The following is a 17,444-nucleotide window of genomic DNA, read 5'->3' as shown; positions in this document are numbered from 1 at the left end:
GAACCGGCGGTGATACTGGCTGATGAGCCCACCGGCAATCTGGATACCACCACCACCCATGAAATCATGCAACTCTTCACTGACCTGAACACACAAGGCATCACCATTGTGATGATCACCCATGAACCAGAAGTGGCAGAATATGCCTCCCGCCGGATTACCTTTCGTGACGGTTCAATTATTTTAGACACGGCAGACCACAACTAAACCATGCTCCAACTAGTTAATCTCTCAAAAGACTATGCCGGTCGTGTTCTGTTTGCGAACATCTCCTGGCATCTGCGTAAAGGTGAGCGTGTCGCCCTGATCGGCGAAAACGGGGCTGGCAAATCAACCCTGATGAAGATCATTGCCGGGCTGGAAGAGTCCAGTAGCGGCGATATCCAGCTTGCCAAGGGTGCCAAGGCAGCCTACCTGCCTCAGGACGGCATTGTCACCAGCGGCCGCAAACTGTTCCATGAGGCTCGCTCTGCCCTGTCAGAACTGTTGGCTCTGGAAGAAGAACTGCACCGTCTGGGACAGGAACTGGAGCAGCTGCCCCATGATGGCAGCGAACATGACAACCTGCTGCATAGGTATGGTGAGTTGCAGGAACAGTTCCGACACCGCGGCGGCTACACCATGGAGGCCGAGATCGGCACCGTGTTGAAGGGCCTGGGGTTCAGTCAGGAAGACTGGCATAAGGACTGCGGCCAGTTCTCCGGCGGCTGGCAGATGCGGATCGCTCTTGCACGGCTTCTGTTGCAGAAACCGGATGTGCTGCTGCTGGACGAACCCACCAACCACCTGGATATTGAGGCCCGCAACTGGTTGGAGCAGTACCTCTGTTCCTACCCCGGTTCCGTCATCCTGGTCTCCCACGACCGTTTCTTTATGGACCAGGTCTGCTCCCGCATTGCTGAGGTCTGGAATCATACCATTGCCGACTACCACTGCTCCTACTCCACCTACCTGGTGCAGCGGGAAGAACGGGTGGTTGCCCTGCGGGAGGCCAAGAGGCTGCAGGATGAAGAGGTGCAGAAGACTGAAGATTTCATCAAGCGATTCCGCTATCAGGCCAACAAAGCCTCGTTGGTGCAGTCCCGCATCAAGCAGTTGGAAAAGGTGGAGCGGATTGAACTGCCGCCGGAGCGTAAGAAGATCCGCTTCCAGTTTCCTGATGCCCCCAAGAGCGGCAGGATTGTGCTGGAACTGCAGGGGTTGACCCGCAGCTACGGCAGCAATGTTGTCCTGAATAAGGTAGATCTGACCGTTGAAAAGGGTGAACGGCTTGCCCTGGTTGGACACAACGGGGCTGGTAAATCCACCCTGATGGCGGTGCTGGCCGGTGGCGAGTACCAGGGCGGCAGTCTGAAGTTGGGGCATAATGTGGTGGCTGACTACTTTGCCCAGGACCAGGCCAATGTGCTGGATGCAACCAGAACCGCCTATGATGAGCTGTACAGTGACTGCCCCTATGAGATGGTGCCCAGGCTGCGGGATATTCTGGGGGCCTTCCTGTTTTCCGGCGATGATATCCATAAAAAAGTCGGGGTACTGTCCGGCGGTGAGCGTAACCGTCTGGCCCTGGCCAAGATGCTACTGCGTCCCTCCAACCTGCTATTGATGGATGAGCCCACCAACCACCTGGACCTGTTCAGTAAAGAAGTGTTGCTGGATGCCCTGAAGGGGTTTGATGGCACCGTGGTGTTTGTCTCCCACGACCGCTACTTTGTGAACGGTCTGGCAACGCGGATTGTGGAGGTTGGTGAAGGTGCACTGACCGATTATTACGGCGATTATGAATACTACCTCTCAAAAAAAGAGAGTGAAGCCGTCCAGCCCACACTGACATCAGTTCGACAGGCCAGGCCAGCTGCCGACACCACAGCAAACGGTTCTCCTGAAGCATTGCCCCCCCAGAACAAGGATGAACGAGTCAAGGATCGAGAAGAACAGAAACGCCGCAAGCGGGAGGAACAGGCCCGCGAAAAGCAACAACAGACCATTGAAAAAGAGATTGCCGCAGTTGAGCTGCAGATTGCAACGCTAGAGGTCGAGATGAACAGCCCTGGTTTCTTTGATAATCCTGAGCAAGGTCTGGCAGCCGGTGAGCAGCATACCGCCTTAAATACCAAGTTAGAAGAGCTGTACCAACTGTGGGAAAGCTGCACCTGAGGTGGCCACAGAATTCTCCCCTGACTGCAGCAGCTTGATCCGTTTTGAGATCAAGCAGGCCCGTGGTAATGAGGTCTTCTTCATTGCCTGCCTGGATGATAATGGCTGCATGGTCTCTGCCGAGGCCATAGCCCGTGGTAACAAACACGCCGTGCCAGCTATTCTCTCTCGCGCCTCTGCCGGGCAGATGGTACTGCACAACCACCCTTCCGGTGAACTAACCCCCTCTGATGCTGATCTGGATCTGGCCTCTGTCTGCGGTAACAACGGCATCGGCTTCGGTATTATCGACAATGACTGCCAGCGCTGCTATCTGGTGGTGGCGCCCCATACTCCCCGTACCGGCGAACTGCTTAATTTTGATGAGCTGGAAAAGGTCTTTGGCGGTGATGGGATGCTGGCAAAGCACCTCAAAGGTTATGAAAAGCGGGATGAGCAGGTGCGGATGGCCTTTAGCGTGGCCACCTCCTTTAACGACAACACCGTGGCGCTGATTGAGGCTGGTACCGGCACCGGCAAGTCGCTGGCCTATCTTGTGCCTGCCTTGCTCTGGGCCATGCGTAATGACCAGAGGGTGGTAATCTCCACCAACACCATCAACCTGCAGGAACAGTTGATCAAGAAGGATATCCCCCTGCTGCAGCGTCATGCTGCCACAGAGTTCACCGCCTGCCTGGTCAAGGGACGGGGCAACTACCTCTGTCTGCGTAAACTGGGCGGCGTGCTGGATGAGCCGTCCCTGTTCCCGGACAGCGCTTCAGAGGAGTTACAGGCCATAGCTGCCTGGAGTGAGACTACCCGCAGCGGTTGCCTGAGCGACCTTTCCTTCCATCCTGCCTGGGAGGTCTGGGATGACCTGCGTTGTGAGGCTGACCAGTGTGGACGTTCCCGCTGCCCGGAGTTTAACCGCTGCTTTTTCTATAAGGCCCGTCGTGATGCTGCCTCGGCCCGACTGCTGGTGGTCAACCATGCCCTGCTGCTTGCTGATATCGCCCTGCGCCGTGAGAGCGGCTACGATGCCGTTGCCATCCTGCCCCCCTTCAGCCGTCTGATCATTGATGAGGCTCACCATTTGGAAGAGGCCGCCACCGGCGCGCTGTCAGTCAGGATCAGCCGGGGCGGGCTGATGAAGCAGCTGTCCCGGCTGGCACCATCCGGCGGTAGAGCCGGTATCCTGGCGGTGCTGAACACCAGGATCGGCAAGGAACTGCCGGAAGAACTGGATGCCCTGTATCAGGAGCTGTCCGGTCTGATCGAGGCGGCCCTGCTGCCCCAGACCCATGAGCTGTCAGGCAGCGTTGAGCGCGAGCTGGACTGGCTTGCCCAGACCTTACAGGCTGAAATGCAACGGGGTGATGATCAGCGCGGTGGTGAGTTGAAGCGCAGGATTACCCCGGAGGTGCGGGCTACGCCATTCTGGCATGAATTGGAATCCCGTCTGAAGCGTTTGGGTGAGCAGTTACAGGAACTGGCCGACGGTCTGGGGGCGCTGGATCGGGCTGCAGCCAAGCTGCCGGACACGGTTATGCAGACGGTGAACGGGCTGCTGACCGATGCCTTTGGTATTGGTCAGCGGTTGGTGGCGATCAGTCGTGAACTGGCCTGGTTCTGTAGCGATGATCCAGAGGCCTGTTGCTGGCTGGAGTCCAAACAGACCAGCCGGGGAAGTCAGGCTACGGTCTGTGTGGCCCCTCTGGATGTGGCTGAAACCATCAAGACCGCCCTGTTTGATCCGATCCCCACGGTGGTACTGACCTCCGCCACTCTGACGGTGGGTAGCTCCTTCGGTTATGTTCGCCGGAGAACCGGGCTTGATCTGCTGGAGCCGGAGCGGCTGCAGGAACTGGCCCTGGCTTCGCCCTTTGATTATGCCAAACAGTCGCTGGTGGCAATCCCCCGTGACCTGCCTGATCCCACCAGTCATGCCTTCCGTCAGCCGCTGGCCGATGCGGTGTTGCGGGCGGTCAGTCTCTCCCGTGGGGGAGCCTTTGTGCTGTTCACCTCCTTTGATCTTTTGCGCCAGACCCATGCGGCATTGAAAAGTGCTTTGGAACAACAGGGGCTCACCGTGCTGCGTCAGGGTGAAGGGGGAGGCAGGCATCAACTGCTGGCTCAATTCCGTAAAGATCAGCATGCGGTGCTGTTTGGGACGGATTCGTTCTGGGAAGGGGTGGATGTCAAGGGGGATGCCCTACGGTTGGTGGTGATTGCCCGCCTGCCGTTTCAGGTGCCCACTGAACCGATCCAGCAGGCGCGAGCTGAGCGGATCACTGCTCTGGGTGGTGACCCGTTCCGGGAGATGTCAGTGCCCCAGGCGGTACTCAAGCTGCGCCAGGGGTTTGGCCGCCTGATTCGCAGCCGGAGCGACCGCGGTGCGGTGTTGATCCTGGACAGCCGGATGGTGACCAAGAATTATGGTGCGCGCTTCAGGAAATCTCTGCCAGAGGCCGCCCAGCTGATCGCCCCACTGGATGAAGTATTCAGCCGGATGGAGCAGTTTTTCCAATCATGGCATTGAATATGCTATGATTGTGACATTCTATACTAAGGAGGAAACAGCAGATGCGAATCACAACAGCTCTGGCTTTGGCAGCTCTTATGGCGGTCCCGTCACTTGGAACTGCTGAATCCAATTTTAACGTCAATGTTAACCTGGGTGTGCCTGCACCGCCTCCGCCACCGCGCGTGGCCGTGGTTGCTCCCCGGGTGGTCTTTGACGCACCGCCGCTCTTTCTGGCTCCGTCTTCTCTGGGATTCTATGTGGGGGTGGATATGCCCCATGATATGGTTCTTATTTCCGGTGTCTACTACCTCTTCCAGGGTAATCACTGGTATCGGGCCAATCATTATAATGGTCCCTGGGCGGTAACCCGCTACGAGCAGCTTCCTCCACCGGTCAGAAAATACAAGGTGGAAAAGATCCGTTATTATCGCGATCATGAATACCGGGCCTATCATGAAAAGCGTGATCACTACCGTGGCAAACATTTCCGGCCCGGCAGAGAGGGCAAAGAAGAGTGGCGGGATGAGAAGGACCGTCGTAAAGAAGAAAGACGAGAAGAGCGGAGAGAACATAAAAAACATGGCCATGGACACGGCCGTGGTAATGACTAGCTGAAACAGAAACGGCCCGGTAAATATCGGGCCGTTTCATTGATGATGGTGTTAGTTCTCAGGCAAGCTCTTTGCGGCGCCTTTTGGTAATGAAGTTAAAACTCTGGAAGTAGGTAAGGGCCACCAGCAGGAATGAGTAGTAGGAAACCGACAGGATCAGCGATGCGCCACGACCTTTTTCCACACTGGGTGACATATACACAAAGACCACAAAGGCACCCAGGGCGGAGAGTTTCCAGATATCACCAATCAACCGTCTGCGGCGTAGCGCCAACAGCTGCTCAGGCGTAACCCCCACAAGGCTTGTCTCAACCTCAACCTCAACATCCTTGCGGGCAAGCCACCAGGCAGGATACATACAGATCAGCTGCACCGTCACTGCCATAATGAAGCTCTTGACAAATAAACCGGACATACCGTACTTGGCAAAAGCCAGCATGAAATTGTAGGCCATAAACATCAACAGTCCAAGCAGGCCGACCTGCACTACGTTGTAGATGATCGTGAGACGTTTGAGGCGGGTGAAGTCGTAGGATGCCATTACTGTTCCTTATTTTGTACATAGTTAGTGGTGTCATCTATAGCGGATTTGGGTTATAACAGAACAATGTTTCAAATTCAACCAGGAAAGACGTGTCATATCAGATGAAGCTGATTCGTCGTATAGTTAACCCCGTGATTGCACTGGTTGCTATCCAGCTGGTCTGGGTGGTGGTAGTGGTGCTGTGGGTGACCTGGTTCGTGGGCCGGCATCGTCAGCTAAAGGAACTGGCTGGTCGCTACAGCCCCGAGCTTTTGGCCCGGACAGAGGGCTGGTCACCACTGGTGCAGGGATTGCTGCTGCTGGCAGCTATTCTGGCTGGTGTCTATACGTTGTTCATCTTCTGGCGACGTCAGTCTCGTCTGTATCAGGAACAGCGTGAGTTTATCACCCAGGTGACCCACGAACTGAAATCACCCCTGGCATCAATTCAGCTTCACCTTGAGACGATTCAGTTACGCCGTCCATCAGTAGAGCGTCTTGATAGTTTTGTGGATACCATGCTGGATGATACCCATCGTCTGCATTCCCAGATCGACAATCTGCTGTTGGCCGCCCGGATTGAGCAACGTCGTCGACCGGCTGACCGGCGGGTGATTGATCTTTCGGCCTTTTTGCAGAAATATCTGGATGAAAACCGTGACCGCCTGCCTCCGGGCACCCGACTTGAGCTGCAGCTTGAATCTGATCTGAAGGCGGCGGTGGAGCCTGATGAGCTGGGCACGGTGCTGCGCAACCTGTTGGAAAATGCCGTACTGTACTCGCCCGGTGTGCCGGAACTTGAGTTACGGCTGAGCCGCAAAGGCCGCTGGGCGGCTATTTCGCTGAAGGATCATGGTCGCGGTCTTGCCGCAGGTGAGTTGCGTAAGATCTTTCGCCGTTTCTACCGGGTAGAACAACCTGATGAACGGATTCGCGGAACTGGCCTGGGGCTGTATATTGTCCAGTCGGTTATTGAAGGTTGCGGAGGCACGGTGCAGGCTGAAAGTGCCGGTCCCGGTAGCGGTTGCACCATTACCCTGCAGTTACCACTTGTGGAGAAATCATGATTTGTACAAAAACACCAGCCTGCCCGATGTGCAGCCGTTGGGATGATGATGTTGAACTGAGAATTATGGAGTTTGAATACAGTTACCTGATCCTGAACCGTGATCAGTTTTTCCCCGGTTATTGTCTGCTGTTTAGCAAGCAGCATAGCACCGAACTGTTTGATCTGGATCTCAAGACCCGTCAGGGGATGATGGAAGAGGTGACCAGAACCGCAGCCGCCCTTGCTGCTCTTTTCAAGCCGGACAAGATCAACTATGAGCTGCTGGGTAATATGGTGCCCCATATCCATTGGCATCTGGTGCCACGCTTCAGTAGTGAATCGTTGTGGCCAAGGCCGATCTGGTCTGAACCCCATGTAGAAACTATCCTTACTTCAGAAGCGTATCGCCAGCGCTGTAACCAGATCCGCCAAGCACTGGAAAAACGATGAAAAGGCCCAGTTGCACAACACTGGCCAATGGTCTGCGGGTGGTTACGGTGGAGTTGCCGCACCTGCACAGCGCTGATGTGGCGGTCTACCTGAAGGTGGGTGGCCGTAACGATCCGGCCGGAAGAACCGGTCTGTCGCACTTTCTGGAGCATATGCTGTTTCGTGGGACTGCCGAGTACGCCAGCTCACTTGAGATTGAGGCAGCTTTCGAGTCGCTGGGGGGTGGAATCAATGCTGCCACCGATGCCGACTCAACCTGTTACTATGGCAGGATTCACCCCCGTTATGCAACGCAAGGGCTTGAAATCCTGGCTTCCATGCTGTTACGTCCCCGATTGGAGGGGATCGAGCTTGAGCGTCGAATTATCGGTGAAGAGGCGCTGGAGGATATCAGCCAGGATGGCGATGAAATCAGCCCTGATCTGGTGGTGGGGCGGATGCTCTGGCCTGATCACCCGCTGGGGGAATCCACGGTGGGCAGTCTGGAAGATATTGCCCGGATAACGGAACAGGATCTGTACCAGCACCTTGCCACCTGGTATCGTCCTAACAATGCCGTGGTGGTGGCAGCAGGTCCTGTGCAGCACAGCCTGATTGTGGAGGCAACAGAGCGTTTTATGGGGAGCTGGCAAGGGGCAGAAGTGCCGGCGATACAACCGGTTGTAACGCCACTGGGGGCTGGCCCAAGCTGCAGGTTTGTCAGGGATTCTGATAGCCAGATTACGATGCAGCTTGCATTCCGCTCCTGCCACCGTGCAGCGCCGGAGCTGACCACCCTGAAGCTGCTGCGCAGGATTCTGGCAGGGGGTGGATGCTCGCGGCTGCACCTGGCGTTACGTGAACGTCTGGGGCTGATCTATTCGGTTGATGCCTCAATCGGCAGTTATGATGAGACCGGCTGTCTTTCGATTGATCTCTCAACCGCACCTGAAAATCTGGCCACCGTGTTGAAGGCAACCCTGGAAGAGTTACGGTTACTGGCAGCGTCTCCGGTGCCGGAAGCGGAACTGGAGCGAGTCAGAACCGTTTATCTGGCAGATCTGGATTACAGCCGTGATTCGGTCAGCGAGATGGGGATCCGGTTTGGCTGGGGCACGCTGATGGGGGTGTCCCGCAGTATTGATGATGACCAGCAGCTGGTTGCGCAGGTTTCTGCGGCAGAGTTGCAAGGGCTGGCAGCAGAACTGTTTAGGCCCGAAAACCGTTTTCTAGGGGTTATCGGGCCGATAGAGAGTATTGATCAGCAGGAAATTGCACAATTGTTGCAGTTTTAGGGTAGTGCTATCGTTCTTCCAGTATGGTTACCTTGATTTTACCAATTACCCCCACCAGTGGCGATAGATCGGTCAACCGGTTGCCTTCAAAAAAGGCCAGGTGAGTTGGATCAGCCGGAACCTGATTAAAGGTGGGGTCAACCGCTATCCAGCGTCCCTCCAGCAGGCTTTCTGCCCAACTGTGGTAGAGAAAGCCGGTTCCGTCCTGGGAGACCAGACCGGAGACAAAACGGGTCGGGATGCCCGCAGCACGTGCCAGAGCGGTGTACAACTTGGCATGTGTCTGGCAATTGCCTCGTTTTTTGCCAAGCGCCACTAGTGCGCTACCGCCATCTTCAATACTGTCCTCAAGCCAGTTGGCAGTCCAGGTTGTCAGCGCCTGAACCCGTTCCTGACCGGTTTTTAAGTTAGCCGTCAACTCTTTTGATTTACTGATTATTTCTGCTGCCGTGGACTCAATCCCTTCGGCAGGCTGCAGGTATGCTTCTTCTGCAACCGTGAGCACTGCTTCAGCCGGTTTGCGCAGGCTACCGGTAGTAATGACTACCTTGTCTTGCTGACGCTCAACCTGTTGTGAACCGTTACTTAACACAGGGATCTGATCACCGTAACCGCTGATCTCTACGGATAGGCCAGCCAGTTTTGCAGGAGCATGCTTGAGAGACGGACTGATCCGTACCTGGCTGAAATCATAGATCAGGTCTTTTTTTGAAAGGACCATGCCGCTGATAAAAGCGGCCAGTTTTTCAGGCGGATCAGCCTTGGTAATCACCAGCCCGTCCCGTACTGATTCCAGCAGGGTATTGCCTAGCTGATCTACCCAGATATCATTGTCAACAAATGGATACAGGTTGTTACGAAGCTTTAGCGCAGGTTGGCCGTCGGGCGTCTTCTCTTCTCCCAGTACCATGATCTTAACCTCTTTGATAGCCAGTTCTTCAGGGTCAAAACTGAATAACCGCAGGGTTTTTCCCATTGCCGTACCTTTGAAAAGCGGCATCAGGTTCAGGGTCGGTCCGGGAAACAGTTCTGACTTGGTCTTCAGGATTTTTACGCTGCTTTTACCGTTGGCCTCCCGTTTAATCTGCAGCCCACCAGGAACCATCTTGCCGTTCAGACGGGATTTGCTGCCATTGATGGTCTGTTCAACCTCTACGGTTCTTAAAGCAAGATTTGGCGCGATCTGATAGATCTCCCGGGAGCTGGATTCTTTGGTAAAGCCCATCACCTTCATCCTGACAGACCCATCCCCTTCAATCCGGTAGCCACCTTCCGGCAGGGCAGCGGTCTGCTGGCGGTAGAAGCCAACCTGCTCATTATCGATCAGGATGGAAAACCAGCGTTCTCCCAAGGGGGGAGCAGTAATCTGATACGGTGTTGCAGCCGCAAAGACTGGCAGAGATAAAAAAACGGCGGCCAGGGCCGCCGAGAGCAGGAGAAAAAAAGATCGCTTGAATAGTGACATCGTAGAGTGTCCTGTAAATAGAGTAGGTGAATCGTTTACTGCTTGCAGCCGGGGTCGCTGATGATGACCCGGTTTCGTCCCCGTTCCTTGGCCTGATAGAGTGCCTCGTCGGAAGCCCGTAGCAGGCCGTCAATATCATCAAAGCAGGGGGAGGGAAACAGGGCAACTCCCAGGCTGACCGTGACCCGTTCATCGGCCAGGGAACCGGCAAAACGCATCCCCTGTACTGAAAGCCGGATCCGGTCTGCCACGTTAAAGGCCTCCTTTAAGGAGGTGTCCGGCAATACCGCTACGAACTCTTCACCGCCGTAACGGGCTGCAATATCGTAGCTGCGCAGCTCTTTCTGAATATGCAACGCCACCTTTTGCAGAACCACATCACCCTGCAGATGGCCATGGGTGTCGTTGACCCGTTTAAAGTGATCAATATCCAGTAGCAACAGGGCAACTTGACCATCCTTGCGCCGCGCCCGTTGTACCTCTTTATCCAGCGCTTCCATCAGGAAACGACGGTTGAACAGGCCGGTCAGGTGGTCGGTGTTGGACAGCTCAAGCAGCAGTTCATTGGAGCGTTTGAGGTCGTCCTGCAGGTGTTTGATTTTGAGGTGGACCCGCATCCGGGCCACCAGCTCCTCAGGATCAAACGGTTTGGTGATAAAGTCGCAGGCCCCCTGCTCAAGTCCCTTAATCTTCAATTCGCGGTCGTCGTTGCCGGTAAGGATGATGACCGGGGTGTCGGATACTTCCGGCCTTCCCTTCAGCATCCCCAGGAACTTGAAGCCATCCATGCGGGGCATTTCAAGGTCACAAAGGATAATATCCACCGGCGATGCCAGCAGTTTCTTGAACCCCTCCAGGCCGTCTTCAGCCTGATAGAAACGGGAAAAAAGATCGCGAGACTCCAGGGTCTTGATGATCTTCTCCCGGACAGCTTCAGAGTCGTCAATGATCAGTACACTGTCAGCCATAAGACTCCCTTTTTTACAGGCGAGGTTCCTGCATCAGGCGCTTCATTTCAGCAATAGTGGCAGCATAATCATTACTGCCGAATACGGCGCTGCCGGCCACCAGAACATCAGCCCCGGCATGGGCGATCCGTGCAACATTGGACGGCTTGGCGCCACCGTCGATCTCCAGTTCTGCCTCACAACCACGGCGATCCAGCATGCCACGCAGCGCCTGAATTTTGGGGATACAGGCCTCAATAAACGATTGACCGCCAAAACCGGGGTTGACGGTCATCAACAGCACCAGATCAAGCTCTTCAAGGACATAGTCCAGTACATTCAGCGGTGTAGCAGGGTTCAGGGAGACACCGGCCTTCTTGCCCAGTCCCTTAATCTGCTGTACCACCCGGTGCAGGTGGCGGCAGGCCTCGGCATGTACCACAATGATGTCGGCACCGGCCTTGGCAAAATCCTCTACATACCGTTCTGGTTCTTCAATCATCAGGTGTACATCCAGCGGCAGGCTGGTAACCTTCCGCACGGCATCAACCACCAGCGGGCCGATGGTGATGTTGGGCACAAAGCGACCATCCATGACATCAATATGGATGTAATCAGCACCGGCAGCCTCAACAGCCCGGACTTCATCCCCCAGACGGGAAAAATCAGCAGAAAGTATGGATGGTGCTATCTTTTTCATCGGTTAATCCTCTTCAGTCGTGCAGCAAAAAAACCATCGGTCCCGTGGCGGTGGGGCCAGGCACGCAGATAGCCGGAGTTGTCAAACAGATCTGCCCACTCAGGAAAGAGCTGAGCGCCATTTTCTACCACAAACTCGGGATTACGTGAAAGAAAATCCTTGATTACCGCTTCATCTTCCTCCACTGCTGTAGAACAGGTGGCATAGACCAGCACGCCGCCCGGTTTAAGCCGGGCGGCAGCTGCATTAATCAACAGGCGCTGGCGGGCAGCACAACGGCTGATCTCGGCAGGTGTCAGCCGCCACTTTGCCTCAGGGTTGCGGCGGATGACACCCAGGCCGGAACAGGGGGCATCCAGCAGAATCCGGTCAAACTGCATTCCTTCAAGATAGTCGTTGCCAAGGGCATCACCGGCCACGGCCTGAATATTTGTTAAGCCGAGCCGTTCTGCAGACTCACAGATACGGCGGATACGGCGGGCATTCAGGTCTGTTGCGGTAACGCAGCCCTGGCCGTTCATCAGCTGAGCAAGATGGGTGGCTTTACCGCCCGGTGCAGCGCACATATCAAGTACCTGTTCACCGGTTTGGGGCGCCAGCAGATGGGCTACCAGCTGTGATGCCTCATCCTGCACCATAAACAGGCCTTCATCAAAGCCAGGCAGGCTGGTGATCTGGCAGCGCTGCAGGATCTGGATCCCTTCAGGCGCAAACCGGCATGGCTCAGCGGTAAACTCTGCAGCCTGTAAGCGTTCCACCAGGGCGCTGCGGGTGGCCCTGAGGGTGTTGACCCGCAGGGTGAGTGGCGGAATTTCGGTGGATGCCGCCGCAAGTCCGGCTGCTTCATTTTGTGGAAACTGTTGCAACCATTGTTCCGCCAGCCAGTCAGGTACGGAATAGGCTGCAGATAACCAGGCTGCTGGTTGCAGGGCAGGATCGGGAAGTTTAAGCGTTTCCTGCTGGCGCAGGTAGCTGCGCAGGACCCCGTTAATTAATCCCTTGGCACGGGGCAGGATGTCATTGGTCAGTTCTACGGTGGCATGCACTGCAGCGTGGCTGGGTACCCGGTCAAGGTAACGCAGTTGATACAGCCCCAGGCGTAACAACAGCAAGACCGGCAGTTCCAGCCGTTCAAGGGGTTGCTGCACCAGCTGTTTCAGGTAGTGGTCAAGGGTCCCCTGACGGCGTAGCACGCCGAAGACCAACTCGGCAAACAGGCCGCGATCAGGCCCCTGCAGCTGATTGTGAGATAACTCCTGATCAATCAGATCATCGGCATGCAGGTCGCTACCGGATAGCCGCTGCAAAGCCGTGTAGGCGGCTTGGCGGGGTGAGCTGGTTGTTTGTGTGGCAGGTTTCTGTTTGGACATGGTCAGCAGCATAGAACGTAACAGGCTGTATTGGCAACAATTTAACGCTTTGACAAAGTGCATCGCCTCCAGTCTGGCTGGCTGTTTTTGCGTTTCTCGGCATCATGCTGATAGCCCGTAACAGCTTGACATTTCACGCAGTCACGTGCTATGAGCATCCTTTCATTGACACTTATAATTACGAAGGAGAAAGTTATGGAACGCACCTTTGCCATCATCAAGCCGGACGCTGTTGAGCGGGGCCTGTCAGGCAAGATCATCACCAAGATTGAAGAAGCCGGTTTTGCCATTGTTGGTATGAAGAAGATTCATCTTTCCCGTGCCCAGGCAGAAGGATTTTATTATGTTCACAAAGAGCGTCCGTTCTTCAACGACCTCTGCAGCTTCATGTCCCGTTCACCGGTGATCGTGCTCTGTCTCCAAAAAGAGAATGCCATTGCTGACTGGCGGACTCTGATGGGGGCCACCAATCCTGCCAATGCAGAGCCCGGCACCATCCGCAAGGAATTTGCAAAGAATATCGAAGAGAACTCATCCCACGGTTCCGATGCACCGGAGACCGCAGCCTTTGAAATTCCGTATTTCTTCAACAGCTTCGAGCTGGTGGGCTAGCCAAACGGAAGCGGCCCTTTCACCAACGTGACAGGGCCGCTTTTTTGTGTAACCTATGCCCAATCCCCTCCGAACTGACCTCAAAAACCTGACTCTGCCTGCCCTGGAACAGTTCCTTCAGGGGCAGGGCAAAGAACGCTATCGCGCAACCCAGATTTTTAAATGGCTGTACCAGCATGATGCCAGTAGTTTTGATGAGATGACCAATGTCTCCAAGGCGCTGCGTACCGAGCTGGCGCAAACTGCCTACATCAGTCGTCTTGAGCCTGAAACCATCGAGGTGGGCAGTGACGGTACCCGCAAGTATCTGTTTATGCTTGAAGACGGCAATGCGGTGGAATCAGTCATCATCCCTGATGAAGATCGCAACACCCTCTGCATTTCATCCCAGGCTGGCTGTGCTATGCAGTGTGCCTTTTGTCTGACCGGCACCTTCAACCTGACCCGCAACCTGACTACTGCCGAGATCGTGAATCAGATTCTGGCGGTGCGGCGCGATGTGGATGTGCGTAATATCGTGATGATGGGGATGGGTGAGCCGCTGCACAACCTGGATAACGTTATTCAGGCCTTGCAGATTATGGCAGAGGACAACGGGTTGCAGCTCTCCTCCCGGCGGGTGACGGTCTCTACCTGCGGCCTGGTGCCTGAACTGGAACGGTTGGGGCGCGAAATAACCGTCAATCTGGCCGTATCTTTAAATGCCACCACCGACGAGCTAAGGGACCGGATCATGCCGGTCAACAAGGCCTATCCAATCGCTACGCTGCTGGCTGCCCTGAAAAACTATCCCCTGCCGGGACGGCGCAAGATTACCATCGAATATGTCCTGCTGGGGGGGCTAAATGACACACAGGAGGATGCCAAGCGGCTGGTGCGGCTCTTGTCTGATATCCCCTGTAAAATCAACCTTATTCCGTTTAATCCCCATGAAAAGGCTGATTTCAGGCCACCAACCAGGGCCGCGTTGGACGCGTTCCACAAGTATCTGCTGGACCGTCATTTTACCGTAATCACCCGTGACAGCCGTGGCAGTGATATTTCGGCTGCCTGCGGTCAGCTGAAGGGAAAGCTGGATTGTCAACCAGTTCTGGAGTCATCCGATGACTGATCCTGAGTGCGTGCATCCCTTTAGTTGGGAGCTGCTGGGAAATCTTGAGGTCGGCCGCCCAAGCCTGGGGCCGCTGATGCGGGTTGAGACCTATCGTCTGATGCAGTTTACCCTGCGGGAGGTGTTGGAAAAACATTACGGCACGACTGTGGCCGACAGCATGTTATATGAAGCTGGCTACCTTTCCGGCAAACATTTTTATGATCAACTGATCGGGCCGGTGGCTGACCTGCATATCTTCACTAAGCGGCTTGGCCAGGCTCTGCGTGATATGGGGATCGGGATTCTGGCCATTGAAGAAGCAAGCCTGATTGACGGCCGGTTTGTGGTGACGGTTTCAGAAGATCTGGATTGCTCAGGCCTGCCGAGTCAGGACAGTGCCATCTGTACCTATGACGAAGGTTTTATCGCTGCCCTGCTGGAGAGTTACAATGGACGCCCCTTTGTGGTGCGTGAGGTGGATTGTTGGGCCAGTGGTGCCCGAACCTGTCGTTTTGTGGCAACCGCCTGCGAGGTGTGACATGCATTCCGAACCCTGCTCCCTCTATCGAAACCTTGTTGAAAACAGCCCGGATGTGATCTGGCAGACTGACCGCGAGCTCTGTTTCAGCTACGTTAATGCTGCGGTCACCACGCAATTTGGCTACAGCCCAGAAGAGCTGTTGGGGCGGCCTCTCCCGGAACTGCTTGCTCCGGCTTCCCGTGATTTTGTGCTGGGTCGTCTGGCTGCCAGAGTGGCTGAAGAACAGACAGGAAAAAAAACTGGCCATCGGCTGCTGGAGATCATGATTCTTACGAAGGCAGGCCGGTTTGTCTCTGCAGAGGTAGCGGTTGCTGCCATTCGCGATGAGGTAGGTGACCTGAAAGGCTTTCAGGGGGTGACCCGCAACGTATCTGACCGGGTACGGATTGAAGAGCGGATGCGGCTTTCAGAGCGTAATTACCGTGAGCTGGTGGAACGTTCCAGCAGCTTTATTCTGCGCTGGACCAGTGACGGCATTATCACCTTTGCCAACTCCCACACCTGTGAATTCTTTGGCTTTCTGCCTGAAGAATTGGTGGGTCGGCATCTGGTGGGTACCATTGTGCCGGAGGTGGAAAGTACCGGGCAGAGCCTGCGGCAGTTAATTGCGGAAATTGGTGCCAACCCTGAGCAGTTCCGTACCTCGGAACATGAAACCATCTGTTGGGATGGTAGTCGGATCTGGGTGGCCTGGAATAATTCGCCTGCCTATGACGAAAAGGGTCAGGCTGAAATTCTGAGCGTGGGGCATGATGTCTCGGAGCGACGCCAGCGTGAGAAGCAGCTGGCCTATCTGACGGTGCATGATCCGATGACCGGTCTGTATAACCGGGCCTACTTTGATACTGAATTTGAACGTCTTTCCCGTGGCCGACGTTTTCCGGTCAGTGTGGTGATCGCCTCACTTGATAATCTGCAGCTGACCAATGATGAACAGGGGAGGGAGCAAGGTGACCTGATCCTGATGAAGGCTGCCCGTCTGCTGAAAGAGGGGTTCAGGGCTGAAGATCTTGTTTCCCGTACCGGTGGGGACGGTTTTGCTATCTTGTTGCCGGGGCTGGATGAACAACAGACGGCTGTCGGGTTGATCCGCTTCAGGGCAGCAGTGGCCCGTGCTTCGGAGCACGATCCTGCAGTTTTTTTCTGTATGGGTGCCAGTACAGCCCACACCGGCAGCGAGCTGTTGCGTGCGCAGCGTGAGGCCTCAGCAGCCATGGTGGCAGAGAAATTGTTGCGGAAAAAACAGCGTGAACAGCAGGAAAAAGATCAGGAAGAAGGGACACCGGAATGATTGGCGTGATTGGCGGCAGTGGACTGTATGAGATGGAAGGGCTGGAGCAGGTTGAAGAAGTGACGGTTGAGACACCTTTTGGCTCGCCATCCGATGCCTATATAACCGGTGTGCTGAACGGCGTCAGGATGGCCTTTCTGCCCCGTCACGGTCGCGGGCATCGCCTGCTGCCGTCGGAGGTCAACTACCGGGCCAACATCTATGGCATGAAGCAGTTGGGTGTGCAGCGGATCATCTCGGTCTCTGCTGTGGGCAGCCTGAAAGAGGCGATTGCGCCGGGTCATATTGTAATCCCTGACCAGTTTATTGATCGTACCAAAGGGGTCAGGGAGGCAACCTTTTTTGGAAACGGGATTGTGGCCCACGTCGGTTTTGCCGATCCAACCTGCTCCTGTCTGTCCGACAAGCTGTTCCGGGCCGCCCAAACTGCCGGTGCCGTGACTCACAAAGGGGGTACCTACATCTGTATGGAGGGGCCTGCCTTCTCCACCCGTGCCGAATCCTATCTCTACCGCAGTATGGGAGGTGATATCATCGGTATGACCAACCTGACCGAGGCCAAACTGGCCCGTGAGGCTGAGCTCTGCTACGGTGTTATCGCACTCTCCACCGATTATGACTGCTGGCATGATTCCCATGATGATGTCACGGTGGAGGCTATCCTGGAGGTCATGCACAAAAATGTGGTCATGTCCAAGGCGATTATTCGGCAACTGATGCACGACAGCACGCTGCTTGAGCAGAGCTGTTGCTGTGGCAGTGTCCTGGCGAGCGCTATTATTACTGATCGTTCCATGATTCCGGCTGCCACCGTTGCCAAGCTCGGTCCGATTGTTTCCAAGTATCTGAACTAAGGAGC

The 17,444-nt window shown here is 55.3% G+C and carries 16 protein-coding genes and 1 pseudogene; 12 read left to right on the top strand and 5 right to left on the bottom strand.

Annotation, left to right across the window (positions count from 1 at the left end; translation table 11 throughout):
• The 4 genes and pseudogenes from OEL57_RS00530 to OEL57_RS00515 all read left to right on the top strand — a co-directional run.
• Positions 1 to 207 (top strand): annotated as a pseudogene (locus tag OEL57_RS00530) (macrolide ABC transporter ATP-binding protein); the annotation flags it as partial.
• Between the two features lie 3 nt (positions 208 to 210).
• A complete protein-coding gene (locus OEL57_RS00525; protein ID WP_300735763.1) occupies positions 211 to 2,157 on the top strand; it encodes an ABC-F family ATP-binding cassette domain-containing protein in 1,947 nt (648 codons plus the stop codon).
• Between the two features lies 1 nt (position 2,158).
• A complete protein-coding gene (locus OEL57_RS00520; protein WP_300735762.1) occupies positions 2,159 to 4,675 on the top strand; it encodes a helicase C-terminal domain-containing protein in 2,517 nt (838 codons plus the stop codon).
• Positions 4,676 to 4,719: 44 nt separating this feature from the next.
• On the top strand, positions 4,720 to 5,271 hold the full coding sequence (locus OEL57_RS00515) for a hypothetical protein (protein WP_300735761.1): 552 nt from the start codon (positions 4,720 to 4,722) through the stop codon (positions 5,269 to 5,271).
• A gap of 58 nt (positions 5,272 to 5,329) precedes the next feature.
• Here OEL57_RS00515 and OEL57_RS00510 read toward each other — a convergent pair whose 3' ends face one another.
• A complete protein-coding gene (locus OEL57_RS00510; RefSeq protein WP_300735760.1) occupies positions 5,330 to 5,812 on the bottom strand; it encodes a hypothetical protein in 483 nt (160 codons plus the stop codon).
• Positions 5,813 to 5,916: 104 nt separating this feature from the next.
• On the opposite strand from OEL57_RS00510, the gene OEL57_RS00505 reads away from it, so the two are divergent.
• From OEL57_RS00505 to OEL57_RS00495, 3 genes are read left to right on the top strand one after another with little or no spacing between them, the layout of a single operon-like run.
• Positions 5,917 to 6,861: a sensor histidine kinase gene (locus OEL57_RS00505; protein WP_300735759.1), complete on the top strand. Its 945-nt coding sequence runs from the start codon at positions 5,917 to 5,919 to the stop codon at positions 6,859 to 6,861.
• Entirely contained in the window at positions 6,858 to 7,292 is a 435-nt protein-coding gene (locus OEL57_RS00500) for an HIT family protein (protein WP_300735758.1), read from the top strand. Before OEL57_RS00505 ends, OEL57_RS00500 begins: the two co-directional genes overlap by 4 nt.
• Positions 7,289 to 8,566, top strand: coding sequence for a M16 family metallopeptidase (locus OEL57_RS00495; protein WP_300735757.1), 1,278 nt, complete (start codon positions 7,289 to 7,291; stop codon positions 8,564 to 8,566). Before OEL57_RS00500 ends, OEL57_RS00495 begins: the two co-directional genes overlap by 4 nt.
• Before the next feature lie 7 nt (positions 8,567 to 8,573).
• Here the strand turns inward: OEL57_RS00495 and OEL57_RS00490 are convergent, their stop codons facing one another.
• From OEL57_RS00490 to rsmB, 4 genes are read right to left on the bottom strand one after another with little or no spacing between them, the layout of a single operon-like run.
• On the bottom strand, positions 8,574 to 10,031 hold the full coding sequence (locus OEL57_RS00490; protein ID WP_300735756.1) for a transglutaminase-like domain-containing protein: 1,458 nt from the start codon (positions 10,029 to 10,031) through the stop codon (positions 8,574 to 8,576).
• Positions 10,032 to 10,066: 35 nt separating this feature from the next.
• On the bottom strand, positions 10,067 to 10,999 hold the full coding sequence (locus OEL57_RS00485; RefSeq protein WP_300735755.1) for a diguanylate cyclase: 933 nt from the start codon (positions 10,997 to 10,999) through the stop codon (positions 10,067 to 10,069).
• A 13-nt stretch (positions 11,000 to 11,012) separates the two neighbouring features.
• A complete protein-coding gene (gene rpe / locus OEL57_RS00480; protein WP_300735754.1) occupies positions 11,013 to 11,678 on the bottom strand; it encodes a ribulose-phosphate 3-epimerase in 666 nt (221 codons plus the stop codon).
• Complete coding sequence (rsmB, locus tag OEL57_RS00475; RefSeq protein WP_300735753.1) at positions 11,675 to 13,048, bottom strand: 16S rRNA (cytosine(967)-C(5))-methyltransferase RsmB; 1,374 nt, start codon at positions 13,046 to 13,048, stop codon at positions 11,675 to 11,677. The genes rpe and rsmB overlap by 4 nt, the downstream gene beginning before the upstream one ends.
• Before the next feature lie 195 nt (positions 13,049 to 13,243).
• Between rsmB and ndk the strand changes: the two genes are divergently transcribed.
• The 5 genes from ndk to mtnP are packed head-to-tail and all read left to right on the top strand — an operon-like array spanning position 13,244 to position 17,439.
• On the top strand, positions 13,244 to 13,660 hold the full coding sequence (gene ndk, locus OEL57_RS00470; protein ID WP_078788670.1) for a nucleoside-diphosphate kinase: 417 nt from the start codon (positions 13,244 to 13,246) through the stop codon (positions 13,658 to 13,660).
• A gap of 55 nt (positions 13,661 to 13,715) precedes the next feature.
• Positions 13,716 to 14,771: a 23S rRNA (adenine(2503)-C(2))-methyltransferase RlmN gene (rlmN, locus tag OEL57_RS00465; RefSeq protein ID WP_300735752.1), complete on the top strand. Its 1,056-nt coding sequence runs from the start codon at positions 13,716 to 13,718 to the stop codon at positions 14,769 to 14,771.
• On the top strand, positions 14,764 to 15,291 hold the full coding sequence (locus OEL57_RS00460; protein WP_300735751.1) for a 4-vinyl reductase: 528 nt from the start codon (positions 14,764 to 14,766) through the stop codon (positions 15,289 to 15,291). Before rlmN ends, OEL57_RS00460 begins: the two co-directional genes overlap by 8 nt.
• Before the next feature lies 1 nt (position 15,292).
• Positions 15,293 to 16,585, top strand: coding sequence for a sensor domain-containing diguanylate cyclase (locus OEL57_RS00455; RefSeq protein WP_300735750.1), 1,293 nt, complete (start codon positions 15,293 to 15,295; stop codon positions 16,583 to 16,585).
• Positions 16,582 to 17,439 (top strand): S-methyl-5'-thioadenosine phosphorylase, encoded by an 858-nt coding sequence (mtnP, locus tag OEL57_RS00450; protein ID WP_300735749.1) that lies wholly within the window; start codon positions 16,582 to 16,584, stop codon positions 17,437 to 17,439. Before OEL57_RS00455 ends, mtnP begins: the two co-directional genes overlap by 4 nt.
• The last annotated feature ends 5 nt before the right edge of the window (positions 17,440 to 17,444 follow it).

It is taken from the genome of Trichlorobacter sp. (genome assembly GCF_030247655.1).
Classification (GTDB): Bacteria; Desulfobacterota; Desulfuromonadia; order Geobacterales; family Pseudopelobacteraceae; genus Trichlorobacter.
This window is presented reverse-complemented; position numbering and strand designations above follow the sequence as displayed.